Origin of the sequence: Filobacillus milosensis (assembly GCF_004402015.1) — a bacterium.
Classification (GTDB): domain Bacteria; phylum Bacillota; class Bacilli; order Bacillales; family Alkalibacillaceae; genus Filobacillus; species Filobacillus milosensis.
On record NZ_SOPW01000020.1, the window covers coordinates 24,631 to 51,189 of the forward strand.

Genomic DNA, 26,559 nt, shown 5'->3' on the forward strand with positions numbered 1-26,559 from the left:
ACATCCATACAAAAAGCTCGCCTTGGCGAGCTTTTAAATATTATAGATTGTTTCTGTTACCGTTTTTATTCCAACATCAATAGCACGTTCATCTGGTTTCAGTTGACTATTGTGCAATCCATACTCTGAATCTACCCCTAACCAAAACATAAACCCAGGAATCTCTTTTAATAAATATCCAAAGTCCTCTCCTGTCATAGCTTCAGGGGCTTCTTTATAATCCACAATATCTTCAATAATGGTTTTAAACTTCCCAACGTAATTCGCATCATTGTGCACCATATAATAATTAGCTCCATAATCTATGGATGTCTCACAATCATAACGAACCTCTATGCCTTTTAACAAATTTTCAATGCTTTCTTTTATAACAATCATCGCGTCAGGCTTTATTGTTCTAATCGTACCTTCTACCCTAGCGTGTTCAGCAATAATATTTTGTACTGTACCAGCTTCCATTTTTCCTAAAGTGACAACCGCTGGACTCAAAGGGTCACGCATTCGACTGACAATTTGCTGTAGCTGAACATTAAAAGCACTAGCCGCCATAATCATATCCTTCGTTTCATGTGGATAGGCTGCATGGCCACCTTTTCCTTTAAAATCAATAAATAATTCACTGGTATTAGCAAATAACAAACCAGGCTTAGAACTCACAGTACCTACAGGAAGTTTAGGATCAATATGTAAAGCAAAAATCATATCTGGTCTATAGCGCTGCATGATTTCACTTTTCAGCATAGGTTCTGCTCCACCTGGCCCCTCTTCAGCTGGTTGGAATAAAAACAACACATGATCTTCTGGTCGATTTTTCACTAGTTGACTCAATGCTCCAAGGGCAATTGTCATATGAATATCATGACCGCATGCATGCATATACCCTTCACGTGTGGAGGAAAATTCATACCCAGTTTCTTCTGTTATAGGTAGTCCATCGATATCCGTTCGATAAGCAATGGTCTTCTCCCCTACCTTGCCTTCAACAAAAACAAATAATCCCGTATGCCATTTATGTATTGATAGATAATCTTGTGGTAGTTGATGAATATTATTTAGTAAATATTCTTGTGTTTTAAATTCCTGAAAGCCTATTTCGGGAATTTGATGCAGTTCTCGTCTAATTTTAATGAAATCATCCACAGCCAACTCAACCTTTCTCAGATATTATAAAAAAGCGGAATCAATTAAGACTCCGCTTGGCTTTCATTAATCATCTAATTTTCTTAAAGCACTCATGATTTCAGTCTTTGATTTTGTCTGATCATCAATTTCTTTAATGACTTTAGCTGGTGTACCTGCAACGACTGTATTTTCAGGTACATCTTCTGTAACAATGGCTCCAGCTGCAACAACTGCACCTTTACCTACTGTCACACCTTCTAAAATAACAGCATTCGCTCCAACAACTACTCCATCTTCAATAACAACTGGCTTTGCTGAAGGAGGCTCAATAACCCCTGCTAGTACTGTTCCTGCACCAATGTGACAGTTCTTCCCTACAGTTGCACGACCACCTAGCACTGCATTCATATCAATCATCGTGCCTTCACCGATTGCTGCCCCAATATTAATTGATGCTCCCATCATGATAACCACACCGTCACCAATTTCAACTTGATCACGAATTATAGCGCCTGGTTCAATACGAGCATTAATATTTTTAAGGTCTAATAATGGAATAGCTGAATTTCTTCGATCATTTTCAATCACATAGTCATCGATTAAATGTGAGAACTTTTCCAGATCTTCTTTAACAACTTTCCATTCACCAAATAATACCCCTGCTTGCTCATCAACAAATGTTTGAATGTCATCATTAAATTCAATCGCACTTAACTTATTACCTTTAAGGTAAACTTTAACAGGTGTCGATTTTTTAGCGTTTGATATGAAATTAATGATTTCATTAGCGTCCATCATCTTCATGCTGAATCCTCCAATATTAAATTTTACTTTACTGTATCAGAAGATTAAAATCTTTGACAAGCATTATCTTGCTTGCTGCTGATAAAATTCATTTCTAAATTGCTTTAAAATCTCTCTGCGCGTATAAATACCAACCATTTGTTCATCATTGTTTAAAACACATACAAATGAATGATCTATTAATACATGTATGGCATCCTCTAATGTTGCAGTTTCATTTATTGTTGGGATATCAGGTTGCATGACATCTTCAACTTTTTTCTTATACAACTGACTAATTTCTATTTCTTCTATTCCGAACATTGTTTCTACAATATTAGATTTGCTAATAATTCCACAAAAACGACCATCCAGATCTAAGACTGGTACAGCATTGTAACCGGTTTTAGTTAGAACTAACAATGCATGTTCAAGTGGATTTTGTAATTGGACATGTGCTACTTTTTCAGCATCAATCATGTCTTCTTTTACTGGTATCGATGATAAATCAAAGTGAGTTAAATCTAACATATGACTCCCCTCCTTAATTAACACAGGAGTACTTCCAAAAACATTTTAACATAAAGTATCCTAAGTACATAATTTTGCACCCTACTTTTATTACCCCAATTCATATATAATAAACCTTAGATAAAAAAGAAATGAGTGATTGTTTTGCCTTACCAATATACGAGAAAAGAAGAAGCAGTAAATGCCCTTACACATGGACTTGGGGCTGCGTTAGCTATAGCTGGATTGGTTATATTAATTGTCTATTCAACCATTCACGGTAATGCGTGGCACATTGTATCTGTTACAGTATACGGGACCACAATGTTAATCATGTACTTATCTTCTACCATTGTACATAGTTTAAAGGACGGCCGGGCAAAAGATATTTTCCTGTTTATTGACCATTCGTCCATCTACTTATTTATAGCAGGAACATATACCCCGATATTACTCGTACTATTACGAGGTCCGATTGGTTGGACATTATTTGGTGTCATTTGGGGTGTAGCAATTTTAGGCATCATCTTCAAAATATTCTTTGTGAAGAGATTTATGATTGTTTCAACAATAATTTATATTTTCTTGGGATGGTTTATTGTATTCGTTTGGAATCCATTGGTTCAGGAAATGGAATTAAGAGGATTAATCTTTTTAATCATTGGCGGGGTACTGTACTCTGTAGGAAGTATATTTTATATGTGGAGAGGCTTTCCTTATCATCATGCCGTGTGGCACATATTCGTAATTGCAGGGAGTGCCTTTCACTTCTTCGCAATATTATTTTACGTCGTTTTAGTCTAAAACAGGGCTGGAGAACCAGCCCTGTTTTTTTATATGTTTTAATTAAGTTGTTTTCTTACAAAGGCTTACTAATGTTTAAAATGGAAATTGGTTCAACCATTGTCCACCATCAAGCGTAACAACTTCACCATTCATATATTTCGCATCGTTAAGAATGAAGTAAGCTAAGTCTCCAATCTCCTCTGGTTCACCTAAGCGACCTAAAGGAATAGATTTCAATGTACGTTTTGCTGCTTCTTCTGACTCCCATAACTTATCAGCTCCACCAGTACGGTCAATTGGACCAGGTGCAATCGCGTTGGAACGAATGCCATACCTTCTTCCCCATTCAACCGCAAGTGTGCGTGTAAGGCTTAGTACACCTGCTTTAGCTGCTGCAGAATGCACAACTCCCGCGCCCGCATTCCAAGCATATGTAGCCACCATATTGACAATATTACCTTGGATACCGTTTTCAATCCAATAATTACCAACAGTTTGACTGCAATAGAATGTTCCATTTAATACGATGTCAATGACAGAATTCCAGCCATTGATAGATAGTTTCTCCGTGGAAGTGATAAAGTTTCCTGCAGCATTATTCACAAGGTGATTGATCGTTCCAAATTCTTTTACTGTCTCACTAACCATACGTTCAACATCTTCAGGTTGACGTACATCCATAACAATAGTCAGGACTTGTCGATCTTCACCCTCCATAATTTCTTCCTTAGCAGAAGCTAAACGTTCTTCATTCCGACCCGTTATGACCACTTTAGCTCCTTCTTGCGCAAATTTCTTAGCCATGTATTTCCCCATACCGTTTGAACCACCTGTTACAATAACAACCTCATTTTTCATTAACATTCCTCCTCTTGAATTTCATAAAAAAATGAATAACGGTTCATTTTCTAACTATTATCTCATATGTAAATACAAAAGACCATGATATAATGCAATTATGTATAAAAGAAGAGGATGAACAGCAATGACAAATAAATTTTCCAGAAGAACCTTCCTGAAACGAGTCACCGTAGGAACCCTTGGATTTGTTGGTTTATCTTATGGTGGTTATTATTATGCAAGAGAATTTGAACCTAGATGGTTAAATACGATTTACTCTACAATTGAGTCTCAACGTATTCCAAAACCATTTAATGATTTTAAAATCGTACAAATTACAGATACACATATGGGATTTCATTATAAAATAGAAGATTTTGAGAAGATGATTAAAGAAGTTAATCAAGAATCACCTGATTTAATCGTATTTACAGGCGACTTAACAGATGATCCTTCAATATTATCGGATGCATATTTTGAGAAAATCATTCAAATTTTTAAACAATTAGAGGCGCCTTTCGGTAAATACTGGATCTACGGAAATCATGACCATGGCGGTTATGGGACCAGGATGATTAAAAACGTCATGCAACGAAGTGACTTTAAACTTTTACAAAATGATAAAGTGAAAATTGAAAAGGACCGAACTCAAATTAACTTAGCCGGTTTAGATGATGTTTTGTTAGGCTCACCAAGAATATCAAATTTGCTATCTGATGAAGAAACGAACCAGTTTAATATACTGCTCTGTCATGAACCTGATTTTGCAAGACAAACGATCAATTTCCCTTTTGACTTACAATTATCTGGTCATAGCCATGGGGGACAAATCCAATTGCCCTTTGTAGGTTATATCGTTACACCACGCCTCGGCACACAATATGTTGAAGGGCATTATGAACTTGGACAAAGACCTTTACATTTATATGTATCTCGAGGTATCGGGACAACTCGGTTACCATTTCGTTTCTTTTGCAGACCTGAGATTAATGTATATACACTTCAATCTACTTAAGACCATGTCATGAAATTGTTAAAAATGGGACGGTCATTATGTGATTCCGTTACATTATAAGTGTTAGAATAAGCATGGAAGCAGATTGGAGTGTATATCTAAATGAGCAAAAAACATATTTTCTTAGGCTTTTCCATTCTTGTTTTACTAACCGTTATGACTGGTTGCGGCAGTGAACAACCGAACGCTAACGCAGACGAATCTAGCAATAAACAGGAACAAACAATTCAACCACAATATAATGTAGAAGTACAAGATTTCACGTTTACTAATCAAGATAATGAAAAAGTATCTTTAGAGGATCTTAAAGGCGAGTTTTGGGTGGCAAATTTAATCTTCACGAGCTGTGAAACTGTATGTCCACCTATGACTGCAAATATGGCCAAGTTACAAGACAAACTAGAAAAAGAAGGTCTCGAAGACATACGTTTGGTTTCTTTTTCTGTTGACCCTACTGTTGATAGTAAGGAAGCATTAAAAGAATTTGGTAACAAGTTTGATGCTGATTATAGTAATTGGGATTTCTTAACTGGCTATAGCCAAGCCAAAATTGAAGAATTTGCAGCTCAGTCTTTCAAAGCTCTTGTTTCTAAAGTTGACGGAGAAGATCAGGTTAATCATGATATTAATTTTATGTTAATTAACCCGGATGGCGAAATGATTAATCGATTTAAAGGAACTTCTTTTGAAGAAATGAATAAAATCGTTAAATACTTAAAACATTATAAGAGTGAATAATTAATTAAGAGGCTGGGACAAAACCCAGTAACATAAAAAATCGTGGGGCTCCATGTAATGATGAGACCCACGATTTTTTTAATATTTATTATTTTTACATAAACAAAAAGGACCCTCTTTGATAGAATTAAAGTAACCACACCATAATCCCAAAGGAGGATCCTTATGTTTAAAGATTATAACATGAATCAAGTGGTTTTGCCTTTAGATTTAGAAATAAAACTAGACAAAAATGATATCGCCTATACTGTAAATGATTTGGTTGAACAGATGCCTGAAGAAGCTTTTTCAGGCTTTTCGCGCAGTACAGGCTGCCCCGCTTACCACCCTAAGATGATGATGAAAATCATTCTATGTGCTTATACCCAATCTGTATTTTCCGGAAGGAAGATTGAAGCGCTACTTAAAGATAGTGTTCGTATGATGTGGTTAGCACAAGGATATGAACCAAGTTATAGAACCATTAATCGCTTCCGTGTGCACCCACAGGTCAAAGATTTACTACGTGACTGCTTTGTTCAATTTCGTTGCCAACTTGTCGAAAACAATATGATTGAAGAAGAAGCTATTTTTATTGATGGAACTAAAATTGAAGCCAATGCTAACAAATTTACGTTTGTATCGCGTAAATCCACTGAAAACTATAGTGCTCAATTAGTCGAGAAGTCTAACCAAATGTATAACGAATTACTTGAACAAGAAATTATACCTGGGATTGAACGTGAAAGTTCGGATGAACTTTCCACTGAAGAACTCACTAATATTGTTAATCAATTAGATGATAAGGTAAATGAGTTCGATCAAAAAATCGAAGATAACGACAAGGGTAGTGAGCGTAAACAGCTACGTTCAGAGCGTAAGGTGCCGAAACATTACCTTAAACAATTCAAAGATTTTGTGAAACGCAAACAAAAATACCAAGCAGATATGGCGATTTTTGGTGAACGTAATAGTTATTCAAAGACAGATCATGATTCCACATTTATGCGAATGAAAGACGATCATATGAAGAACGGACAATTGAAAGCTGCTTATAATGTACAGGCGGCAACTGAAGGGCAATATGTGCTTGCTTATGATGTTTTCCCGAATCCTACGGATACACGGACGTTTCTACCTTTTTTAGATTATATCGAAGATAATTTCTTTGAACTACCTAATTATATCGTTGCAGATGCTGGCTATGGTAGTGAACAAAATTATGAAGATGTATTAGAAAACCGAGAACGTACACCTCTCATTACATATAATCAGTACCGAAGAGAGAAAAAAATAAAATTCAAAAATGACCCATTTAACTTTTATAATTGGGATTATGATGAGGCCAATGATTTGTTTATCTGTCCTAACAATAAACAAGTTACGTTCCGCTATGAATCCCAACGTACGGATCGCTATGGGTTTACAAGAACATTCAAAGTATATGAATGCGAAGATTGTACGGGTTGCCCATTGCGTTCAGAATGTACAAAAGCTAAAGAAGGCAATAATCGTAAGGTGTACTATAACCAGAAATGGGAGCAGCAAAAATCATATATTAGAAGTAAGCTTTCGGAAGAAAAAACGGGTGAAATTTACGGCATGCGTAAAATCGATGTGGAACCAGTTTTTGGATTTCTGAAGGCTAATTTGCGTTTCACTCGAATGTCCGTAAGGGGCAAAGAGAAAGTGAAAAATGAATTAGGGTTTGCCTTCATGGCGGTGAATTTAAGAAAATACACCGCCATGAACACCCAAAGAAGTCTCAATCATCATATCGATTCATCAAAAAATGGCATCCATCATTTAATTTTTATGATGGATGCCATTTTTAAGTTATTTTTGACTAGTTATGTCCCAGCCTCTTTTTTGCTTAATCATTTCTTATAACTAAATAGACAATTAACCCTAATATCGGGAAAAATAATGTTCCAATCAAGACTACAATCGCATACTCTTTACTATTTCCTTTACGAATTGAGTCACGGTATGCCCATACACTTGTAATCAAGTTTAGAATTAAAATAAGTAGACCAAAAAATAAAAATATTGCAAATGCCGATACAATTTCCATATAAACTACTCCCCCTTTAATCATATTATCGAATTATTTCAATCATATGTAAAGGGAGGCATAAGAATCCATCAAATTTTTGAGGCTTTATGATTTTTTAATTGTTGTGATAAAATTTTAGTAATGTAAGTCACTAAAAAAATAAAGCCCAATATGATTATCGATAGCCACAATGCTCCAATTATATTAAGTCGTTCATCTTGAGCTAATTTGACATCAGATATAAATAGCACGACCAAAACTGAAGTACACGTAAATATTGAAACGATTAGATAAGATAAAGTATATATGCATTCCTTTTTTATTAATCGATTAACGATAGGTTTTATAATAAAATAAGCACAACAGAGTAACACAGAAAAAATAAAGGTATGAAAAGCATACTGACTCGCCATTAGATTTATAATTTGTAGTAACATTTGATCACCCCCATCAGTTCTTTCTAACGAAAATACGAACTGAATTACCATTAGGAGCATTGACATAATTATAAAGATCTAAACTAAATATACATAAAAGAAAATTTGGGCAAACGAAATTTTAATGAGGAGAGTTTATAAACAGATGGAACATTTAATAAATGAGAATGTAAAAAATATTCAAATATCAGGCATTCGAAAGTTTTTTAACTTAGTACAAGGTAAAGAAGACATGATTTCATTAACAATTGGGCAACCTGACTTTCAAACCCCTAACCATATAAAAGAATCAACTAAACAAGCTTTAGATCAAAACTTTACCACATATACACCAAATGCAGGAATTATAGATCTAAGAAGCGCTGTTTCGGATGTGGTACAAGAAAAATATAATTTAAATTATCAACCTGAAGATGAAGTTATTATTACAGTTGGAGCATCTCAAGCGATTGATATCACTTTACGTACCATATTATCTCCTGGTGACGAAGTTCTTTTGCCGGGGCCAGTTTATCCAGGTTACGAACCACTCATTAAATTAGCTGGTGGCACACCTGTTTACGTAGACACACGTGAAAATGATTTTAAGTTTACAGCAGATTTAATCGAACAACACATAACATCCAAGACTAAATGTGTCATTCTTCCCTACCCTTCTAATCCAACAGGGGTGACACTACAGTATGATGAATTAGAAGCTATTGTTAATCTTTTAAAAGATCTGCCTGTATTTATTTTAGCCGATGAGATTTACAGTGAATTAACCTATGGAAATGAGCATGTTTCAATTGGATCATTTAAAGAAGTTAGAGAACAAACGTTTATTATTCAGGGGGTATCGAAATCTCATTCGATGACGGGCTTTAGAATTGGATTTTTATTAGGACCAAACTCGTTAATGAAACATGTGTTAAAAGTGCACCAATATAATGTTTCCTGTGCTACTTCTACGAGTCAATATGCTGCGCTTGCGGCTTTAACTAATGGAAAAAATGATCCTAACGAAATGAGAAATGAATATCGTAGAAGAAGAGACTATGTTTTAGAGCGATTGAATAATATGGGAGTAGATGTAGTAGCACCCGACGGAGCTTTTTATGTGTTTCCTAAATTAACACCAAATAACAAAACTTCATTTGACTTTGGTTTAGAATTAGTTAATGACGCTAAATTAGCTTTAGTTCCTGGTGATGCTTTTTCTAGTTACGGTCAAGGGTATATGAGAATTTCATACGCCTATCACATGGACATTTTAAAGAAAGGCTTAGATCGACTGGAAAATTTTATTAATAAATAGTATAGTGTATTAAAATTATGACAATTCCTTGTTTTGAACTAACCTTTGATATTCATTTAGAAGGTTGTCTAACTCTTGTGAAAGTCGAATGGATTCTGGGCTGGTATAACCATTTTTATTTGCGTGTTGAACCATTTGATCACGGAGTTGTTCAATTTCTAGTTGTAGTTTGTTTGCATGATTTTTATCAGTCACCCTTGTTCCTCCTTGAGCATTTAAAAAGTAATGACTAATAGAAAATTATGTCACGAAATGTTCAGTAAGTAAATAGTGAGAAAGTCACTTCGGAGCTTTTTTTTACTTAATCAGAACATTTTGTAAGATACTTATAAAGAAATTTTAACAACTTTCAAAGTGAATTGTGTTAGGATATAATTATGATAGAAAGTTGAGAGGGAGATTTTCTTGAAAAAAGAAATATGGGAATGGACTAAAGCAATTGTTATCGCAGTCATTTTAGCTTTCTTTTTAAGAACATACATTTTTGCAACTTCCATTGTAGAGGGAACAAGTATGGATCCCACTCTACACAATGGCGAACGTGTAATTTTTAATAAAGCTATTTATTTAATTGATGAACCTGATCGAGGCGATATAGTTATTATCCAACACCCGAATAAAAACTATGTTAAACGAGTCATTGGTTTACCTAATGACACGGTGCAAGTTAAAAATAGTGTCTTATATATTAATGGTGAAAAAGTTAGCCAGAGTTACTTAAAAGAAGAACAACGTCTCGCAACAGATGATTTTGGTCCAGTAGAAGTGCCTAATGGTCAATATTTTGTTATGGGAGATAATCGTGACATAAGTAAGGATAGTCGGAATGGTTTAGGCTTTATTAATGAAGATGATATTATCGGAAGATCTGAATTGATTATTTTTCCATTTGATAATGTTTCTTTAACAAGGTAGGACATATAGAGTCAGGTGAAGCTATAAACTCACCTGACTTTTTTATTTTGGTTATTTTTAAAAGCTAGTTAATCTGTTCGGGTAATTTTAATATAGAGTCATTAAGCTCTTCAAGTCTCTTTTCGATTCGGTGTAATAAATAAAATGTCACTAAGATCGGAAATCCAACTTCCGGCACCCAGCTAATCCATTGACCCACCTCTTCCACCTCCAAACAAGAAAAGGCCCAATTCAGGGCCTCCTCCTATTTATTAACTTAATGGTACTTCTGTAACATTTCTATCTACAATTTGAGCATATGATGCTTCAACTAAAGAACCACCATTAGAGCTAAAAACGTCATTATTAATAATTGTGTCCATAACTTGTTTAACTGCTGTTGGATCTGCCGGTTCAATTGGTTCATCTAGTGAAATAGTTACTGTAGAACCTTCTAAATTCTTAAATTTTAGTTCTAATTTCTTTGCCATAATTTTTTCACCCCTTAATGATTTCTAAATACTTAAATTTCAGTAACATCGAATGAGTCATTACGAACTACATTCAATAGTGGGAAAGTTTGTAATGATGCTAGAGCCTGACTTACAGCATATAATTGTTCGGGTGTTGCTGCTGTGTTAACTCGGTTAAACGTCTTTCTCTTTAGAATTGCTTCCCCATTCTCTCCCAGCCCTTCCTCGAAGATTAATTGTAATTGGGACTTTGTTTTTACTTGTGTTGCCATGTCCCTCACCCCCTTTTCATCAATACAATCGAATAAAAATAAAAAAAGTGTGGAATGTTTGAAACATTCCACACCTTCGACACGTCTAATTAAGTAACAACCTGATACTGGGTTGCATTTTTTGATGCTATAATTTAATGTTTTGCATTGTCAAATACACAATATCCAATAAATGCAACTAACAAAGCTAAACTGATAATACCCATAGTTGTTTCAATCATTTTATATTCCTCCTTAAGATGGTTATAGTTATTATGGCTAGTTTTATTTTAACAAAAAAATTATATCATATATAATCATTTTTTTATTGTGAATCATGTTGTAAAATATTGAAGAGTACTGATTTTATGAAAAATTACTATAACTTTAAATAGATTAGGTGATGTTATGTCATATTGTCCAAAATGTGGAGCTAAAACACATACAGACGAATTATTTTGTGTATCCTGCGGAGCACCCCTCCCTACTGATATAAGTGAACGTTATAATACAGATCAAAAAAACTTTAATAAATGGTGGCTTGTTCCACTTTCTGTACTTATATTTTCCTTAATGTTTGCTATTGGTATACATTTTTACTTAGAACATCAAGAAGATCAAGCTAAACAATCCTATAATGAAGGTGTTGAATTAGCCTTAGAAGGCCAATATTTGAAAGCTAAAGATAAATTTAGACAATCACTAGATTACAAGAGTAACTATAAAGCTGCTGCGACAAGTTCTAATTTTATGGATATAGCTATGCAAATCAATGAAGCATTAGGTGAAGTTGATCGTTTAATTGAGAATAAAATGTATCAAGAAGCCATTAATTTAACTGAAGAAAATGAAAGTAAATTGAGACAATATAATGGTAAAGTCGTCAACCAGCTTCTGGATGAAATATTAACAAAAAGAAATGATATCAAAATTGCTCAAGTGCAAAACAACCTTAAAGACGAAGCCAGTATTGATGAATTAAAGATGCAATTATGGCGAGTCGAATCAATTAATACAGAGCCTGCTCAAAACTTAGAGAGCCAGATGAAAGAACGCATTGTTAACCTATCATTTAATGAAGCTAATGAAGAATTAAATGATAACCAATTCTCAACTGCACTAGCGATTGTTAAAGATGCGCTACGATATGTACCAGAAAACGAAAGACTTGAAAGCTTAAAAACAACTATTGAAAAACAAAAAGTTGCTTTTGAAACTGAGCAAAAACAACGAATAGCACAAGCTCAAAGCCAAGTAGAAATGGAACAAGAACAAAATGAAAATAATGCTGTTGAGCTAATTAATATAGAGGCAGTTAAGAATGAAGAAGGCGACATCGTCGTAAAAGGTGAATTGAAAAGTGTAGCCACCGTGCCTATTTATTCAACGTCAGTTAAATATTCATTATATGACGAGAATGATGAGTTAATCTTAGAAAATGAAACCTTCTTATACCCTGAAACACTATATCCAGAAGAAACTGGACAGTTTGAATATACTCATTATGATGTTAAGGAAGAAGTAGATATTAATATTGATCAAATAAAATGGTACTTAGAAGGACAATAGGAGTGAAGTTCATGCCACACCGTCGCAAACGGATTTTACCTATTACTCTATCAATTTTGATAATCATAGGTACATCTATAGCAATTTCATTATATTACCTTCATTGGGAAGAAGATGCTTTAGCTTCTTCTAAGGGTATGGTTGAAGTTGTGGAAAATTATGATGATAAAGAATCAAAGGATTTACAAACAGTCATTCACGAAGCCCAAAAACACGTGGTCCAGATTGAAGCGATTGGACCTACTCGAACAAGTGTTGGTTCAGGCTTTGTATACAATAATAAAGGTGATATAATCACGAATGCTCACGTCGTTAAGAATGCTGATGACATCTTTATAAAAACTTCAGATGCCTCAACTTATCCAGGCGCGTTAATCGGAATTAGTAAAACACAGGATGTCGCTGTGATTCGAGTACCACAGTTAAGAGATCAAGGTAACCTGGAAATAGACCCTTCATTTGAAGCAAACATTGGTGAGGAAATTATCGCCGTAGGGTCGCCTCAAGGTCACCTGAACACATTTACAGATGGAATTATATCTCAAAAGGGGCAAAACTTTACTTTAGAAAATTACGAGTATAAAAACTTGTATCAAGTTTCTGCGAATATCACACAAGGTAATAGCGGCGGTCCTTTAATCCATAAAGACAGTGGGTTAATTATTGGAATTAACTCTGCTGCTAATAGAGAAGGAAGCATCGGTTTTTCAATCCCTATTTCTTCTGTTTATGACCTAATTCAGATGTGGTCCGATAAGGCAGATAATGAGGAACTAAGTTTCGAAGGTGACCCTAATCACTATCAAACTTTCGATGAAGAATCTCTAAAAAATGACGCAACGTATTTAATTAATTACTTTTATGACACATTGAATGTACGCGACTACTTCGCTGCCTATTCTTTATTGGGTAGTAATGAACAGATTAAAAGAAGCTACCAAGAGTTTAGAGAATTAATTGTTAGTGCGATAGATATTAAAGTTAAAGGTAACATGCAATATGAGATGATTAGTAATGATCGAATTCAAATCACTGTTAAGTCTGATCATAAAATAAGAAAAGATGAAGAAACGATGGAAATTCATCACTATGAAACTAAATACACAGTTGGTTATGAAAATGATCAATTAAAAATCTTATCAATTAATCGAGAATTACTTTCTAAGACTGAAGAAAAATTAGAAAATGAGAAACCAACTGAAGAAGATGAAAAAGCATAAAAGGTGACACTTTGTTGTCACCTTTTTTTATTGTCCAGAATAAAAAAATTAGGTTAATATCCTTACTATATTAACCACTATTACATATAAATACATTACAATCGCTTATGGAGGTGATTTTATGTACGGAGGAAATGTTGGAGGAAATGTCGGAGGACATCAGGGTTACAACGACTTTATATTAATTGTTGTGCTATTCATCCTACTCATCATCGTAGGTGCTGCTTTTTACTGCTAATGAATTAAAATTCAGAATGAACGCAAAAAGAAGTGTGGTTAAAGTGCCACACTTCTTTTATTAATTCTATATCAACTGCTGTCTAATACTTAATTATAAAATAAAGAAAATGATAAGTATAACATAACCAATAATTAAGATAATTTTTTATGAAATAATGAATCCACTTCATTTACTGGTAAGGGTTTACTAAAGTAAAAACCTTGTACTTCATCACAATTCTCATTGTTTAAGAATAATAGATCATCTTCGTTTTCTACACCTTCAGCAATAACCCTTAGATTTAATGAATGAGATAAATGAATAATCGTCTTTACTATTGCAATGTTTTGTTCCGTTCTGTTTTGTATAAATAACCGATCTATTTTTAACTTGCTTAATGGGAATTGACTAAGATATTTCAAGGAGGAATATCCTGTTCCAAAATCATCTAAAGCTACATTCACACCTAAATCCTGAAAACCTTTCAACGTCTCAATAATAAACTTCTCATTCGACATGGCCATACTTTCGGTAATTTCTAGTTCAAGGTATTCTGGATCTAATCCCGTATCTTTTAGTATGTGTTCAATATTTTGCACTAAATCACGCTGTAAAAACTGTTTTGCAGACAGATTGACGCTTACTTTGACCTTATTAAATCCTAAATCCTGCCACAATTTGTTCTGCCTACACGCTTCTCTTAATACCCAGTCGCCCAACTCAATGATTAAACCAGTTTTTTCAGCCAATGGAATAAACTCATTAGGACTTATAACCCCTTTTTCAGGGTGATTCCAACGACAAAGAGCTTCTAGCCCTATGATGTTTTTAGTTTTTATGTCTATTTGAGGTTGAAAATAAAGTTCGAAATTTTTATTTTTAATTGCTTTATGTAATTCTGTTTCTAACGTTAGGCGTTCTTTAAAACCATCTGTAAAAGATGTTTTGAATATTTGGTAATCATTTTTATTACGTTCTTTAGTTAAATACATAGCTGTATGAGCTTGTTTAATAAGTTCAGAAGGGTCAGCTCCTAAATCTGGGTACATACTAATTCCTATACTAACGGATGTATAAATCTCGTATCCATCTACATTTATAGGCTGTTTAAACTTTTTAATTAATTGATTGGCGAAGTTTTTAGCCTCTTCTTCTTTTTCAATGTTCCTTTGAAGAATTAAAAACTCATCCCCACTCATGCGTGCAACAAAAATATCTTCAATTAATAATTTCTTAAGTCTTTCACCACAAGCTTTTAAAAGTTTATCACCAAATTGATAACCCAACGTGTCATTGATATGTTTAAAATAATCTAAATCAATAAAATGAATGGCTAATTTATTATTTAATACATATTTAGAAGCATTAATTTCATCCTGTAACACTTTTTGAAAATAATTTCGATTTGGTAAATCAGTTAACTCATCATAATAAGCCATAAATTCAATCTGACGCTCGTTCTCTACACGTTCTGTTATATTTCGAACAACTGCCACTCGTAATTCTTTATCTTTCAGCTGGACTGTTTCCGGGATAATCTCAGCATAAATATCGCTACCATTTTTGAGTATACCTTTTACTCTATAAGGAGAATTATGTGTAGACTTAATACTTTTAATCATTTTGGCGTGATCATTAGGGTGCACAAGTGTAAGAAAAGATTTACCTAATAATTCCGAACGGGAATAACCCGTTAAACTAGCAAATGATTGGTCGCAATCCACAATACTATCACCATCATGCATCACTACACCTTCATAAGGACCGTTTAATGCATGATTAAGCGTATAAACAATGGACTCTTTATTAGCTTGTAAACCGCCCTCTTTTAAAAGCATACACACATAATCATCAAGTTGGACACTTCTCATAAGAATAAGCTTCTCTGGCTTCTTGATGGTTCTAATCATCATTTCCTTACCTTCTGGAGAAAGTGTATTAAGATTTAAATAATCTGTGATAAAAGGTTTTTCATTTAAATCTAGCTGAAGTAATTCTGCTGATGAATTATTAGAAGCGATAATTTTCCCATCACGATCTAAAAACATAATTGCATCAGAAATATTGTTATAAATCCAATCATGAATAGGAATCGAATTGTTCCCTTCTTTCTTATGCAAGAATAATCCCCCTTAATTAACCTACCCGATATTTATTTTTTCTTTAGGGTATCTATAATTACTCTTTCTTCTTTGTTTATTGAAAGTAAATAAAAAAGTGAGTAAACCTATACGTCCAATAAACATAAGAATCATTAATAAAACCTGACTAAAATAAGATAAATCTGAGGTTATCCCCATCGATAGTCCTGTTGTTCCGAATGCTGAGCTAACTTCAAAAATGATGCTGGTTAAAGAGAATGGTTCAATCGCTGTAATTACAATTAACGAAGCTAAGAACATAATAATTGCTAATAAAGTAACGACAACTGCTTTAAATAAGTCCTCATCCTCAATTTCTCTGCCAAATATTTTAATATGTCTCTGGCCTCTCGCAAATGTCATAATGAAAATAATAACTAAAGCGAATGTCGTCGTACGAATACCACCACCTACACTACTTGGAGACGCCCCAATAAACATCATGCTAGAGAGAAATACCTGAGTTTGTTCAGTAAAACTATTAACATCCATAGTTGATAACCCTGCGCTTCTAGCCGTCGTCGATTGGAATAGGCTAGTGAATAATATTTCATGCCATGACTTATCCGCAAAGTAATGATTAAACTCCAAAACTATAACAACTAGAAATGAAAAAACTAATAGCAAGAAATAAGTTAGTGTTGTTAATTTAGTAAATAACGAAAAGCGTTTTAAGTTACGATCTTCAGGTGCAATCTTAAGATATTCTTTAACTTCAATTAATACAGGAAAACCAATTGCTCCTGCAATAATTAAAAGGATATGAACAAATTGCACAAAATAATCATGTTGAAATGGTTGTAATGAAGCACCAGTAATATCAAAACCACCATTTGTTGTGGCACTAATTGCAGAGAAAAAACCATGATAATATGCATCCAAAATAGAATCATGATAATTTAAATAATAAGTCCCTAATATGATGAAGCCTATGAATTCAATCGTCAAAATCACAAATAACATATCTTTTACTAGCCGTACAATCCCAGAAATAGATTGTTGATTTTGATCGGTCATAATCATTCGTCGTTCCCGGAAACCGATTTTACGTCCTAAAATCAGCCAGATTAGTGTTCCAAGAGCCATTACTCCCAGCCCACCAATTTGTAATGCTAACGCAATAACAATTATTCCGAAGAAACTAAAAGAATCCGCGGTAGATACAACCGTTAAACCAGTTACACTTACAGCACTAACAGAAGTAAAAAGGACTTCCATAAAGTTAAGGTTAATACCTTCTTTATGTGCTATTGGAAACGACAATAGAATCGTCACTAACGTTACAGCTGCTAAATAGTACATAGAAATCAGCTGTACAACAGATAAGCGATTAAATAGTTTTTTTAAATGAAACCCCTTTTTACTCACGTACATAGATGTTTCTCCTTTTTCGTTCGTAATTCCTGCTAAATCTACAAACTTATACAAATTTTTCGATTAAATATTCAAAATACAACCCCTACCTAACTAGGTAAGGATTAACTTTGGCTATTAAAAGAAGCTTTCCTGATTCTTTTCTTTGAATTTTTTTAATAATGATGCGCCTTGATATCCTGCTTCAATTAGTTCTTGTAACATGCGCTCCACTTGTTCTCGCTCACGATTAACTAAGTTACCTCGCAAGATAATATTGAAATCTTCTTCAATATCATTTATCGACTTAATCTTAGTTACGATGGTCGCTTTCGGGTTAGCTGCTTTAGAGATTCTTACTTGAACAACAAATTCACGTTCTTTTTCATGTTTCTCTTGAAAAAACTCATAATACTTTTTCGGCATATGGCATTCGATTAACCAGCGATCTTCATCCACTTCCCGATCAATGATTAATCCATCATGTATGTCAATTTCTTTGTTAAGTAATTCATCACCGGACTTTTCTAGAACTTCTAAAGAGATCAATTTAAATGTCTTCATACTAATAACCTCCCCTTTGTAAATATCTATATTATATAGGAAATAATAGGCAGACAAAAGATTTCTAGATCCTCTAATTAATATTAGTATAAATTTCAGTTAGTAATTAATACACCCAGACCTGCCCTGTACAAGCTTGACGTTTTAAAATTATTGTACGTGGTAAATAACAAACAAGCAATATAATCCTTAAAATTATAAAGGAGGACTATTTATGGCTGATGATTTTAAACACAGAGATGTACAGGTCGAACATAGAGAAAAGAAAACTGATTCAGGACGCGTAGGTGCAACAGCAATTAAATGGATTGCAATTTTAATCATTGTTTTCGGTATTATGTGGTTTTTAATTTCCTATGTGTTCCCAATGTTTGGCGGAGGTGCACAAGGCACTGGAGGTCAAGAGGCACAAACTATCTTAGACTTAAACTCAATATTAAAAGCTGGGTAATTTTTTACCCAGCTTTTCTTTGTTCTTCTTTATGAAAATACTTAAAGATAACAAATCCAATCATAATTAATAATGAAAATGTTAAATAAACATTACTAAAGATTGAACCAGTTCCTTCGAGGCCTAATGGATTAATAGGTAGATTAGGTTTATATAAATCCAATGTTTTACCCACAATGGCTCCACTCATTGCTCCAGAAACGAAATTTAATAAATTAAATACTCCCATTCCTACTCCTGTTTCGCGATCTTTAAGAATATTAGCCAGCAAATCAGCTCCAGAAGCTTGAACAAGTGGAAAACACATCATAGGAAAGATTAAACACAATGCTAAATAAAGTGGCGGAACTCCAACCGTGCTAGATACAATGAAAAAACCAACCAATAAAAGAAGCAGGCTAAATAAAAATACTTCTCTTGAACCTTTCTGGTCAACTAATTGACCGCCTTTTCTTCCTATTAATGCCGCACTCATAGCCCCTGGAAACATCGTTATGCCAATTTGTAGAGTTGATAATTGATACACTTCCCTCAACATAATAGGCACGGAAAACATTAATCCAAATAAACAGGCCACACCAATGAAACTAACAATTAAAGTCACCAAATAAGGCTGGTTTCGAAATAAATGTGGCGGAATAAAAGGATTTGCAGCTTTATTCATACGAATAAATACTAATATGAGAAAAACTAATGAAAATCCAAAGCTAATTACTTGTCCAAGGGTAATCGCCATTAAAATGGTTACTATAAAACCTGCGACTAAACTTGCTCCTAAATAATCAAGTTTTACGAACTCAGTCTTTTCATCCGGTAAATTTTTTCTCAAAAATGGCAACGTAATTATAATTAATGCCGATGATAAAAACAAAAACTGCCAGCTTAATAAACCAGCTATGGTCCCACCAATAATCGGTCCGATCCCTGATGCAAAAGCCATCACTGAAGATATAATTCCTAATACCTTACCTCGTTCATTAGGAAAATACCTAATTGGCGCAATAAATGCAATGGCAGGAATCATTGAACCCCCTATCGCTTGAATGACTCTGGCAACTAATACAAACAAATAGTTCGGAGCGATAAAACCAATTAGTGATCCAATGGTAAATACAATTAATCCAAATGTAATTAATGTTTTTAATGCAATCGTATCAGTAAGTTTCCCATAAACTAATGCCCCAATAGCATAAACCATTATATAACCTGTCATTACCCAACTTACTTCTGAAGGCAATAACTGAAATGCTTCAGCTATATCCGGAATCGCTATATTAAACATCGTTCCATTCATAACTGAAAACATTAATACAAAACAAAGTGAGAATAATAATGCTTTAGGATTACTTATATGCTCTTTATCTCTGGTCATCTTCTCCCTCACCTTTCATCTAAATAAGCATATCTATTTTCCATTAAACTTTCAATGAACTTAACTAGTAATTTTTTATCATTTGTCCATCTAATTTGTCACAATTTATGATAATATATGAATACAATAATATTTTGAAAATTCAGGGGGGTTAACTGATGGAACAAGCAGATATTAATTATGAGGCTTTGAAGAGAAAGAACAAGTTAATGTTTATTTTTATAGTTTTAGTATCGATTTTAAGCGTGGCTGTGAACTACATACTTGGACAAACCATGACAGTGCTTTTGATTTTATTAATCGGTTCATTATCACTAATATCCATCTTAGGGGTACTCTTAAAGATCGGTAAAGGCGTCAGAGTTTTTCCATACATAAGTATATTAGGGCTAGGATCTGTAATTGGAGCAATTATCCTTCAAGTTAGTACCTCAGGACAAAATATAGCACTTATTTATTTTCTTTTGATTAGTACTGCTCTTTATTTATCACGCGGCCTTTTATTCTTTGGTTTTAGCATAAGCTTAGTCTTATTAGTTGGATTCATCATGAAATATGGAGAACAGTTCGATTTAGATTATGGAACTTCTATCCTGATCCTTGTTTTAGGTGGAATAGTTTTATACTTCCAACAATTAATCGCTCAACAAACAAATGAGCGATTAGAAGAGTTACAAGTTGAAAATAAGCGAAATTTTGATTTAGAACACCAGAAAAAGCAACAAGTTGAAAATCAGGCTAACAAAATTAGAACGAGCATGGAATTCATTGAAAAACAATCCCATGAGCATAATCAATCGTTAAACGAGATGAACAAAGCTATTCAAGAAATCGCGAGTGGTACCGAAACACAATCTGATTCAATTTCAACTATAAACGATAAAGTTACTGAAACATCCAAAATATTAGATCAAATGATGAAAGAACTAGACACTATTCAACGATCTACTGCTGAAACAGAATCTGATTCTAAAAAAGGTATTGAAGCTTCAAGCAAACTGAACGAACAAATTAAAGACTTTCAAAATAGTCTGATGTCAATGCAACACACCTTTACTCAATTAAGTGATAAAGTAGATTCGTCTGTTGCATCCCTGCAATCCATTCAGGACATTACTGATCAAACTAGTTTACTTGCATTGAATGCATCGATTGAGGCAGCACGCGCTGGTGAACACGGAAAAGGGTTTGCGGTGGTTGCTGAAGAGATTAGAAAGCTTGCTGATCATACTGAGAAAACAGCTAAAACTATTTCAAATGATTTACTTAGTATGAAACAAACAAATGATGAAACTGATGCTCAAATGAACACAATTTCAAGTAAGCTTGAAAACAATATTGTAACCATTAATGATAACCATCAATTATTTGAGCAGTTCCAAAACCAAGCGAATACATTATTATTACAACTTGATAATTTCACAAAAATAGCAAACCAAGCTAATGACAACACAAGAACTGTTGAAGAAACGATCAGTGAATTCACATATTTAACTGAACAATCAACTGCTTCTATTGAAGAAATTAGTGCAACGGTACAGCAACAAACGGATCACAATCTTGCATTACATGAAGAAATTGAAAAATCAACGGATGCTCTTCAAGCATTAACAAATGAGCAAAACAAATAATTTTTAATAAAAAGGCTATGTTAAAGTTTAATGTTGATTTTTGACATAGATTAAGTTGTTGAATTGTGATGAGCGAAGGTGGCGACTCCTGTGGGAGCAGCGCGTGCTGAAGATCCACTTTGAAAAGAAAATGATTTTTCTTTTCAAAGTTAGCTGAAGCCGTGCCCACGGAAAGCGTCCACCGAAAGCGAATCACAATATCAACAACGGACTTAAACAGAGCCAATAAAAAAAGAACGGTCTGAGCGAAAAAGCCTAGACCGTTCTGCTTTTAAAACTTACCGAATTTATTCATTTTTTTCATCGTTTGTTTCATCATTATATTGCTCTCTAGTTCCTTTTTTCTTCATACGTCTTTGTCTAATCTTCTCTCTAATCTTTTTATAATCAAGAACAATTGTTTTACGTCTATATTTATCATCAGCTTTTAAGTCACCATTAGATGCCCTCATGAATGACCAAGCTAATAAGAAGAATATAAATATTAATGGAAAACCTCCGACTATACTGGCTGTTTGTAACGTCCCTAAACCGCCTAAGAACATTAAAGTTAGTGGAAGTATACATAGGGTGAATGCCCAAAATAATCGATTCCAACGTTCTGGCTCTCCATCTTCAACTTCTTTCTGTGTCACAGATGCTAAGATATATGAGCTCGAGTCAAAGGTTGTAGCTAAAAATACAACAGATAAGACTACAAAGATTAGAACCATGAATTTAGCAAATGGCAATTGATTAATGATTGAAATTATGGCTATTGGTGCCCCCTGGTCATTCAATACAGATACGACATCATAAGCACCTGTTAGTTGTAGATATAAACCAAAGTTCCCCATAATACCGAAGAATAATAAACAACCTAGTGATCCATATACAATTGTCCCAACAATGACTTGCCTTATTGTTCGTCCCCTTGAAATACGAGCAATAAACAAACCGACAAATGGTGCGTACACAAGCCACCATGCCCAGTAGAAAACAGTCCAAGATTCTGGGAAACCAGTTTCTTTAAACCCTTCAAAATTAGCAAACGGTTCTGTCCAAGTACTCATATGAAAGAAGTTATCTAGAATTAAACCAATACTATTAGTTGTTGCCTCGGAGATAAATAATGTTGGCCCTGTTACAAAAATAAATATTAATAAAAATACAGCTAATATTAAGTTGAAATCACTTAGGCGTTTAATCCCTTCATTTAATCCCATATAAGCACTAAGCGCAAATATGGCAGTCACGCCTAATAATATAGCTGTCCTTAATACCATCGTATCCTCAAGTCCCGTTAGATCGGTAATACCTGAGGTGATTAAAGGGGTACCTAAAGCAAGTGTGGTACCTGCCCCGCCTAATAACCCAAAAATAAAAAGTACATCTACGACTTTACCGATGAAAGTATCTGAAACGCCTCCAAGAAGTGGTCTTAACGTTTCACTTACCTTGATGATAGGTTTTTTTCTAACATAAAAGAAATACGCCATAGGTACGGCTGGTAAACAATACATTGCCCAGGCAATAGGACCCCAGTGAAATATACCATAGGTGGATGCCCATTGAATTGTTTCTAATTGCTGTTTCGAAGGGTCAATACCCAAAGGTGGTCCTTGATAATAATAGGCCCATTCGATTGTGCCCCAGTATAAGATACTCGAGCCAATTCCAGCACTGAATAACATACCAGCCCAAGAAGCTGTTCCAAATTCAGGCTTTTCATCTTTTTCTCCTAATTTTACGTGTCCATTTTGACTAAATGCTACAAAGATTAGGAAAAAGAATACGCCCAGCCCCATTAACAAATACAAAAATCCAAAATTCCCTGAAACAAATGTATTTAATTTATTAACAAATTCAGTTCCCGCTTCAGGAAAAATGACTAATGGAACAACAACTCCAAGTAATATTATAAATGCAGCAATAAACGTCGGCCAATCAATAAGTTTTCGATTCATCTAATTCTCTCCTTTAATACCCCATTTATTTATATTTTTAATACCCCAATAGCAATTTTTTAATACTCATTACCTATACTTTGCTGCATACATCCAAAAATTATTTATAGAACATCAAAAAAAGCTTTGGGAAATACCCAAAGCTTTCGAGTTTAAATTATTCAGGTTTTAATACGAGACGCTTTCCACCATTCACATCCATCTTAGTTAAATGATAATTTCCTTCAACCCAATCCATAATCTGATTATCATACCACTTACTTCGGTAATGACCAGCCTGGCCAGGTCCTACGATATGATGCGCCTGATTTATATTCTCTAAATCAATTACAAATCTCCATGACGCTCCGTGATTAGTAATACCATTATCTTTAAATGAAGCTGCCATTACAGTGACATTACTTCCACCAACAGGAACGGGTTCGATCGGATTAAAGAATTCATCCAATATAGATATATTAGATAGTGGGTGCGCAAAATACACTTGGTGGTAATCTCCCCAAGCCCATTCAGACATATTTTCCCCTTGCATTTCCTCTAATTCATCTATAGTTTTCGTAAAAGCATTGGATATTACTTGTTCTAACCCACCATTTTTTTCAAACCACAATACGTCTTTACCCTCATATGCTTTCATGATCAGTTGATCAAGATTTTGACCACTTCCTTTAAACATTGAAAGAACTTCTTCAGGAATTTCATCTGCGAATAATTCATCTTCAATATGCTTTAATAATCGATGAAATATTAATGGCTGGGGGTTGTCTGCATCATCAACATAATTCCAGCTCTTTAGAGAATCTATTGCTTTTTGTTCTTTTGATGATAATTGAGTATTTTCTAATATATCTGTAAATATCGGTGTGAACTGACGTGCTTGTAAATTCATTTGATCCATCTGTAAATCTTTCATATCCTCAATGGATAATGAATCAGATTCTTGAAGCACTTCATGAATCCTCGTATATCGGTAAGGTTGTGCCCACATGTGACTAATATGGTAAGGATACTCATCTGATATAACCTTATTATTAGCCGTTGCTACAAAACCTTTTTCAGGATTAACGATTCTAGGTAATTCATCGAAAGGAATGAATTCATCCAAATCATATTCACTATTCCAACCTGGAAGAGGTAATAATGCATGGTCTGGGTCATCATATTTTGGTATTTTTCCATTTGCCTTATAAGCAATGGTTCCATCTTTTGATGCGAATACAAAGTTTTGAGCTGGGGCATGAAAATCTTCTAATGCCTTCTCAAACTCTTCCCAGTTTTTAGCTCGGTTGATTTTCAATACAGCTGACAGTTCTGGTGTGGCATCTAATGCTGTCCAATCGAGTGAAAAAACAGCCTCTTCTCCACCAGTATTATTTGCAAACTCAGATATGACTGGACCATGTATCGTTTCAATAACTTCGTACTCAACAGGATCTTGATCTTTTATTTCAATGGTCTCTGTAATAACTTCAGCTTCAACCCATTCATCTTCATATTTAAATTTATGTGGGTCATCTTCATGTCTCTGTTCTAAATACAACTGTTGAACATCCGGACCAACATTTGTAACACCCCATGCAACATCTTCATTATGACCTAAGATCACACCTGGAATCCCTGCAAATATCACCCCTGACACATTATATTTGTCTGAATCCAGATGGACCTGATACCAGATTGAGGGTGTTGCTAATCCTAAATGAGGATCATTGGATAACAAAGGTAAACCTGAATCCGTTTTATCACCACTAACAACCCAGTTATTACTTCCATTGAATTCATGTGTCTTCGGTGCCTGAGTTAAATTAGCTGTGATATCAACATACTCTTCATCTGAAATATTAGTTAAGCCGTCTTCTGGATAGGTCGGAAACAGTTCATAAGCTTCTTCTTCATTAAAATTATGCATCAAATAATAATTAAACGCTTGACGTTCCCAATGTCCCCCTAAATCATAGGCCATATATTTACCAATAGTTAATGAGTCAATAACCGTCCATTCATCCATACCTTCTACGCCCATTAACTTAAATTCGACTGGGAACTTGTTGTCTTTCTTAACTTCCTGGATATACTGGTTTACACCATCTGCATATGCTTCTAAAACTTTAATAGATTCTTCATCATATAGCTCAAGCGATTTTTCTGCCGCACGTCTTAACCCCAGTGTTCGAAAATATTTATCCTGGTTTAAAGCCACTTCACCTGCTACTTCGCTTAACTCACCTGAAGCTTGTCTACGTGCCATTTCCATTTGAAACAATCGATCTTGAGCAGTAACATAACCTTGCGCAAAAAATAAATCATAATCATTACTCGCAGTGATATGAGGAACACCATTCTCATCCCTTAATATTTCCACTTGTTCATTTAAACCACTAACACTCTTGGTTCCTTCAGTATCCGCCAACGAGCGATTTATGTAGGCGTTTACATATAACAATAAAGAGGCCACCACGAGTAATACAATAACTAAACTAATCAGTGACCATTTAATCCATGGTCGCATTTTCTTTTTATGAACAACTTGTTGTTCTTGTTGAATTGCTTCTTCCATATAAATCTCCCCCTCTCATTTAATTTTACAAAAATACTAAAATTTTAACAATTTATTAAAGTTCTGTGAGATGAATATCTTTATTGAGTAAAATTGTTTACAATGTTATGTGGGTGATACTATGTTGAAATGGATACCAAGAGTCTTATTTATTATTTCATTAAGTTTATTAGCATTATTGTATGTTGGTCAGCAACTTTCATGGTTATATAGTGCCATACCGATTGCATTCGCTTTTACTGCAATCTTTTCGATTATATTTAGAAAAAATACACTAAATCAAATAATACTTTTTATATCAATAGGTGTGTTAGCTGGGATGCTGACATTTGCTTTATTGATTTAAATTTTGGG

At 34.2% G+C, this 26,559-nt stretch carries 27 protein-coding genes; 12 read left to right on the top strand and 15 right to left on the bottom strand.

Annotation, left to right across the window (positions count from 1 at the left end; genetic code table 11):
• Nucleotides 1-33: 33 nt before the first annotated feature.
• The 3 genes from E3U55_RS14795 to cbpB all read right to left on the bottom strand — a co-directional run bounded on the left by E3U55_RS14795 (nt 34) and on the right by cbpB (nt 2,436).
• Nucleotides 34-1,146 (bottom strand): N-acetyldiaminopimelate deacetylase, encoded by a 1,113-nt coding sequence (locus E3U55_RS14795; protein ID WP_134341261.1) that lies wholly within the window; start codon nt 1,144-1,146, stop codon nt 34-36.
• A 60-nt stretch (nt 1,147-1,206) separates the two neighbouring features.
• Nucleotides 1,207-1,926: a 2,3,4,5-tetrahydropyridine-2,6-dicarboxylate N-acetyltransferase gene (dapD, locus tag E3U55_RS14800; protein WP_194840939.1), complete on the bottom strand. Its 720-nt coding sequence runs from the start codon at nt 1,924-1,926 to the stop codon at nt 1,207-1,209.
• 63 nt (nt 1,927-1,989) lie between these two features.
• The gene (gene cbpB, locus E3U55_RS14805; RefSeq protein ID WP_134341262.1) at nt 1,990-2,436 is read right to left on the bottom strand and encodes a cyclic-di-AMP-binding protein CbpB; all 447 of its coding nucleotides are present in this window, start codon (nt 2,434-2,436) and stop codon (nt 1,990-1,992) included.
• A 138-nt stretch (nt 2,437-2,574) separates the two neighbouring features.
• Between cbpB and trhA the strand changes: the two genes are divergently transcribed.
• On the top strand, nt 2,575-3,219 hold the full coding sequence (trhA, locus tag E3U55_RS14810) for a PAQR family membrane homeostasis protein TrhA (protein ID WP_134341296.1): 645 nt from the start codon (nt 2,575-2,577) through the stop codon (nt 3,217-3,219).
• Nucleotides 3,220-3,294: 75 nt separating this feature from the next.
• Here the strand turns inward: trhA and fadH are convergent, their stop codons facing one another.
• On the bottom strand, nt 3,295-4,059 hold the full coding sequence (gene fadH, locus E3U55_RS14815) for a 2,4-dienoyl-CoA reductase (protein WP_134341263.1): 765 nt from the start codon (nt 4,057-4,059) through the stop codon (nt 3,295-3,297).
• Between the two features lie 127 nt (nt 4,060-4,186).
• Here fadH and E3U55_RS14820 point away from each other — a divergent pair, with 127 nt between their 5' ends.
• The 3 genes from E3U55_RS14820 to E3U55_RS14830 all read left to right on the top strand — a co-directional run bounded on the left by E3U55_RS14820 (nt 4,187) and on the right by E3U55_RS14830 (nt 7,663).
• A complete protein-coding gene (locus tag E3U55_RS14820; protein WP_134341264.1) occupies nt 4,187-5,056 on the top strand; it encodes a metallophosphoesterase in 870 nt (289 codons plus the stop codon).
• Between the two features lie 102 nt (nt 5,057-5,158).
• Nucleotides 5,159-5,794, top strand: a complete 636-nt coding sequence (locus tag E3U55_RS14825) for an SCO family protein (protein WP_134341265.1) — start codon at nt 5,159-5,161, stop codon at nt 5,792-5,794.
• A gap of 165 nt (nt 5,795-5,959) precedes the next feature.
• Nucleotides 5,960-7,663, top strand: coding sequence for an IS1182 family transposase (locus E3U55_RS14830; RefSeq protein WP_134341266.1), 1,704 nt, complete (start codon nt 5,960-5,962; stop codon nt 7,661-7,663).
• Here E3U55_RS14830 and E3U55_RS14835 read toward each other — a convergent pair.
• Nucleotides 7,647-7,847, bottom strand: a complete 201-nt coding sequence (locus E3U55_RS14835; protein WP_134341267.1) for a PLDc N-terminal domain-containing protein — start codon at nt 7,845-7,847, stop codon at nt 7,647-7,649. The genes E3U55_RS14830 and E3U55_RS14835 overlap by 17 nt on opposite strands.
• Nucleotides 7,848-8,411: 564 nt before the next feature.
• Between E3U55_RS14835 and E3U55_RS14840 the strand changes: the two genes are divergently transcribed.
• Nucleotides 8,412-9,563, top strand: coding sequence for an aminotransferase A (locus E3U55_RS14840; RefSeq protein WP_134341268.1), 1,152 nt, complete (start codon nt 8,412-8,414; stop codon nt 9,561-9,563).
• 15 nt (nt 9,564-9,578) lie between these two features.
• Here the strand turns inward: E3U55_RS14840 and E3U55_RS14845 are convergent, their stop codons facing one another.
• Nucleotides 9,579-9,758, bottom strand: a complete 180-nt coding sequence (locus E3U55_RS14845) for an aspartyl-phosphate phosphatase Spo0E family protein (RefSeq protein WP_228547586.1) — start codon at nt 9,756-9,758, stop codon at nt 9,579-9,581.
• A 210-nt stretch (nt 9,759-9,968) separates the two neighbouring features.
• Between E3U55_RS14845 and lepB the strand changes: the two genes are divergently transcribed.
• Complete coding sequence (lepB, locus tag E3U55_RS14850) at nt 9,969-10,478, top strand: signal peptidase I (protein ID WP_134341269.1); 510 nt, start codon at nt 9,969-9,971, stop codon at nt 10,476-10,478.
• A gap of 64 nt (nt 10,479-10,542) precedes the next feature.
• On the opposite strand, the gene E3U55_RS14855 is transcribed toward lepB, so the two are convergent.
• From E3U55_RS14855 to E3U55_RS14865, 3 genes are read right to left on the bottom strand one after another with little or no spacing between them, the layout of a single operon-like run.
• Complete coding sequence (locus E3U55_RS14855) at nt 10,543-10,677, bottom strand: YvrJ family protein (protein WP_134341270.1); 135 nt, start codon at nt 10,675-10,677, stop codon at nt 10,543-10,545.
• A 52-nt stretch (nt 10,678-10,729) separates the two neighbouring features.
• On the bottom strand, nt 10,730-10,948 hold the full coding sequence (locus E3U55_RS14860) for a DUF2922 domain-containing protein (RefSeq protein WP_134341271.1): 219 nt from the start codon (nt 10,946-10,948) through the stop codon (nt 10,730-10,732).
• 32 nt (nt 10,949-10,980) lie between these two features.
• Nucleotides 10,981-11,202: a DUF1659 domain-containing protein gene (locus E3U55_RS14865; RefSeq protein WP_134341272.1), complete on the bottom strand. Its 222-nt coding sequence runs from the start codon at nt 11,200-11,202 to the stop codon at nt 10,981-10,983.
• Between the two features lie 387 nt (nt 11,203-11,589).
• On the opposite strand from E3U55_RS14865, the gene E3U55_RS14870 reads away from it, so the two are divergent.
• From E3U55_RS14870 to E3U55_RS14880, 3 genes are all read left to right on the top strand, one after another.
• On the top strand, nt 11,590-12,750 hold the full coding sequence (locus tag E3U55_RS14870) for a zinc ribbon domain-containing protein (protein WP_134341273.1): 1,161 nt from the start codon (nt 11,590-11,592) through the stop codon (nt 12,748-12,750).
• Nucleotides 12,751-12,761: 11 nt separating this feature from the next.
• Nucleotides 12,762-13,970, top strand: a complete 1,209-nt coding sequence (locus E3U55_RS14875; RefSeq protein ID WP_194840940.1) for a S1C family serine protease — start codon at nt 12,762-12,764, stop codon at nt 13,968-13,970.
• A gap of 121 nt (nt 13,971-14,091) precedes the next feature.
• Nucleotides 14,092-14,208, top strand: coding sequence for a YjcZ family sporulation protein (locus E3U55_RS14880; protein ID WP_134341275.1), 117 nt, complete (start codon nt 14,092-14,094; stop codon nt 14,206-14,208).
• A 134-nt stretch (nt 14,209-14,342) separates the two neighbouring features.
• On the opposite strand, the gene E3U55_RS14885 is transcribed toward E3U55_RS14880, so the two are convergent.
• The 3 genes from E3U55_RS14885 to E3U55_RS14895 all read right to left on the bottom strand — a co-directional run bounded on the left by E3U55_RS14885 (nt 14,343) and on the right by E3U55_RS14895 (nt 18,248).
• The gene (locus tag E3U55_RS14885; RefSeq protein ID WP_134341276.1) at nt 14,343-16,310 is read right to left on the bottom strand and encodes an EAL domain-containing protein; all 1,968 of its coding nucleotides are present in this window, start codon (nt 16,308-16,310) and stop codon (nt 14,343-14,345) included.
• Nucleotides 16,311-16,331: 21 nt separating this feature from the next.
• Entirely contained in the window at nt 16,332-17,705 is a 1,374-nt protein-coding gene (locus E3U55_RS14890) for a TrkH family potassium uptake protein (RefSeq protein WP_134341277.1), read from the bottom strand.
• 117 nt (nt 17,706-17,822) lie between these two features.
• Nucleotides 17,823-18,248 carry a YwpF family protein gene (locus tag E3U55_RS14895; protein ID WP_134341278.1) on the bottom strand — a complete coding sequence of 142 codons (426 nt, stop codon included), beginning with the start codon at nt 18,246-18,248 and terminating at the stop codon, nt 17,823-17,825.
• Between the two features lie 214 nt (nt 18,249-18,462).
• Here E3U55_RS14895 and E3U55_RS14900 point away from each other — a divergent pair, with 214 nt between their 5' ends.
• The gene (locus E3U55_RS14900) at nt 18,463-18,699 is read left to right on the top strand and encodes a hypothetical protein (RefSeq protein ID WP_134341279.1); all 237 of its coding nucleotides are present in this window, start codon (nt 18,463-18,465) and stop codon (nt 18,697-18,699) included.
• A gap of 4 nt (nt 18,700-18,703) precedes the next feature.
• Here the strand turns inward: E3U55_RS14900 and E3U55_RS14905 are convergent, their stop codons facing one another.
• Nucleotides 18,704-20,071 carry an MFS transporter gene (locus tag E3U55_RS14905; RefSeq protein WP_134341280.1) on the bottom strand — a complete coding sequence of 456 codons (1,368 nt, stop codon included), beginning with the start codon at nt 20,069-20,071 and terminating at the stop codon, nt 18,704-18,706.
• A gap of 158 nt (nt 20,072-20,229) precedes the next feature.
• Here E3U55_RS14905 and E3U55_RS14910 point away from each other — a divergent pair, with 158 nt between their 5' ends.
• Nucleotides 20,230-21,702: a methyl-accepting chemotaxis protein gene (locus E3U55_RS14910; RefSeq protein WP_134341281.1), complete on the top strand. Its 1,473-nt coding sequence runs from the start codon at nt 20,230-20,232 to the stop codon at nt 21,700-21,702.
• A gap of 287 nt (nt 21,703-21,989) precedes the next feature.
• Here E3U55_RS14910 and E3U55_RS14915 read toward each other — a convergent pair whose 3' ends face one another.
• A complete protein-coding gene (locus E3U55_RS14915; RefSeq protein WP_134341282.1) occupies nt 21,990-23,648 on the bottom strand; it encodes a BCCT family transporter in 1,659 nt (552 codons plus the stop codon).
• 157 nt (nt 23,649-23,805) lie between these two features.
• Complete coding sequence (locus E3U55_RS14920; RefSeq protein ID WP_134341283.1) at nt 23,806-26,205, bottom strand: penicillin acylase family protein; 2,400 nt, start codon at nt 26,203-26,205, stop codon at nt 23,806-23,808.
• Between the two features lie 121 nt (nt 26,206-26,326).
• Here E3U55_RS14920 and E3U55_RS14925 point away from each other — a divergent pair, with 121 nt between their 5' ends.
• Nucleotides 26,327-26,551, top strand: coding sequence for a hypothetical protein (locus E3U55_RS14925; protein WP_134341284.1), 225 nt, complete (start codon nt 26,327-26,329; stop codon nt 26,549-26,551).
• Nucleotides 26,552-26,559: the final 8 nt, after the last annotated feature.

Excerpts from the sequence above, each read along its gene's own strand:
- E3U55_RS14825 (WP_134341265.1), top strand. The coding sequence starts at position 5,159 with ATGAGCAAAAAACATATTTTCTTAGGCTTTTCCATTCTTGTTTTACTA.
- E3U55_RS14880 (WP_134341275.1), top strand. The coding sequence starts at position 14,092 with ATGTACGGAGGAAATGTTGGAGGAAATGTCGGAGGACATCAGGGTTAC.
- E3U55_RS14910 (WP_134341281.1), top strand. The coding sequence starts at position 20,230 with ATGGAACAAGCAGATATTAATTATGAGGCTTTGAAGAGAAAGAACAAG.
- E3U55_RS14925 (WP_134341284.1), top strand. The coding sequence starts at position 26,327 with ATGTTGAAATGGATACCAAGAGTCTTATTTATTATTTCATTAAGTTTA.
- fadH (WP_134341263.1), bottom strand. The coding sequence starts at position 4,059 with ATGAAAAATGAGGTTGTTATTGTAACAGGTGGTTCAAACGGTATGGGG.
- E3U55_RS14905 (WP_134341280.1), bottom strand. The coding sequence starts at position 20,071 with ATGACCAGAGATAAAGAGCATATAAGTAATCCTAAAGCATTATTATTC.
- E3U55_RS14870 (WP_134341273.1), top strand. The coding sequence starts at position 11,590 with ATGTCATATTGTCCAAAATGTGGAGCTAAAACACATACAGACGAATTA.
- E3U55_RS14915 (WP_134341282.1), bottom strand. The coding sequence starts at position 23,648 with ATGAATCGAAAACTTATTGATTGGCCGACGTTTATTGCTGCATTTATA.
- E3U55_RS14860 (WP_134341271.1), bottom strand. The coding sequence starts at position 10,948 with ATGGCAAAGAAATTAGAACTAAAATTTAAGAATTTAGAAGGTTCTACA.
- E3U55_RS14840 (WP_134341268.1), top strand. The coding sequence starts at position 8,412 with ATGGAACATTTAATAAATGAGAATGTAAAAAATATTCAAATATCAGGC.
- E3U55_RS14900 (WP_134341279.1), top strand. The coding sequence starts at position 18,463 with ATGGCTGATGATTTTAAACACAGAGATGTACAGGTCGAACATAGAGAA.
- E3U55_RS14895 (WP_134341278.1), bottom strand. The coding sequence starts at position 18,248 with ATGAAGACATTTAAATTGATCTCTTTAGAAGTTCTAGAAAAGTCCGGT.
- E3U55_RS14890 (WP_134341277.1), bottom strand. The coding sequence starts at position 17,705 with ATGTACGTGAGTAAAAAGGGGTTTCATTTAAAAAAACTATTTAATCGC.
- E3U55_RS14835 (WP_134341267.1), bottom strand. The coding sequence starts at position 7,847 with ATGGAAATTGTATCGGCATTTGCAATATTTTTATTTTTTGGTCTACTT.
- dapD (WP_194840939.1), bottom strand. The coding sequence starts at position 1,926 with ATGAAGATGATGGACGCTAATGAAATCATTAATTTCATATCAAACGCT.
- cbpB (WP_134341262.1), bottom strand. The coding sequence starts at position 2,436 with ATGTTAGATTTAACTCACTTTGATTTATCATCGATACCAGTAAAAGAA.
- E3U55_RS14830 (WP_134341266.1), top strand. The coding sequence starts at position 5,960 with ATGTTTAAAGATTATAACATGAATCAAGTGGTTTTGCCTTTAGATTTA.
- E3U55_RS14875 (WP_194840940.1), top strand. The coding sequence starts at position 12,762 with ATGCCACACCGTCGCAAACGGATTTTACCTATTACTCTATCAATTTTG.
- E3U55_RS14820 (WP_134341264.1), top strand. The coding sequence starts at position 4,187 with ATGACAAATAAATTTTCCAGAAGAACCTTCCTGAAACGAGTCACCGTA.
- E3U55_RS14920 (WP_134341283.1), bottom strand. The coding sequence starts at position 26,205 with ATGGAAGAAGCAATTCAACAAGAACAACAAGTTGTTCATAAAAAGAAA.
- E3U55_RS14865 (WP_134341272.1), bottom strand. The coding sequence starts at position 11,202 with ATGGCAACACAAGTAAAAACAAAGTCCCAATTACAATTAATCTTCGAG.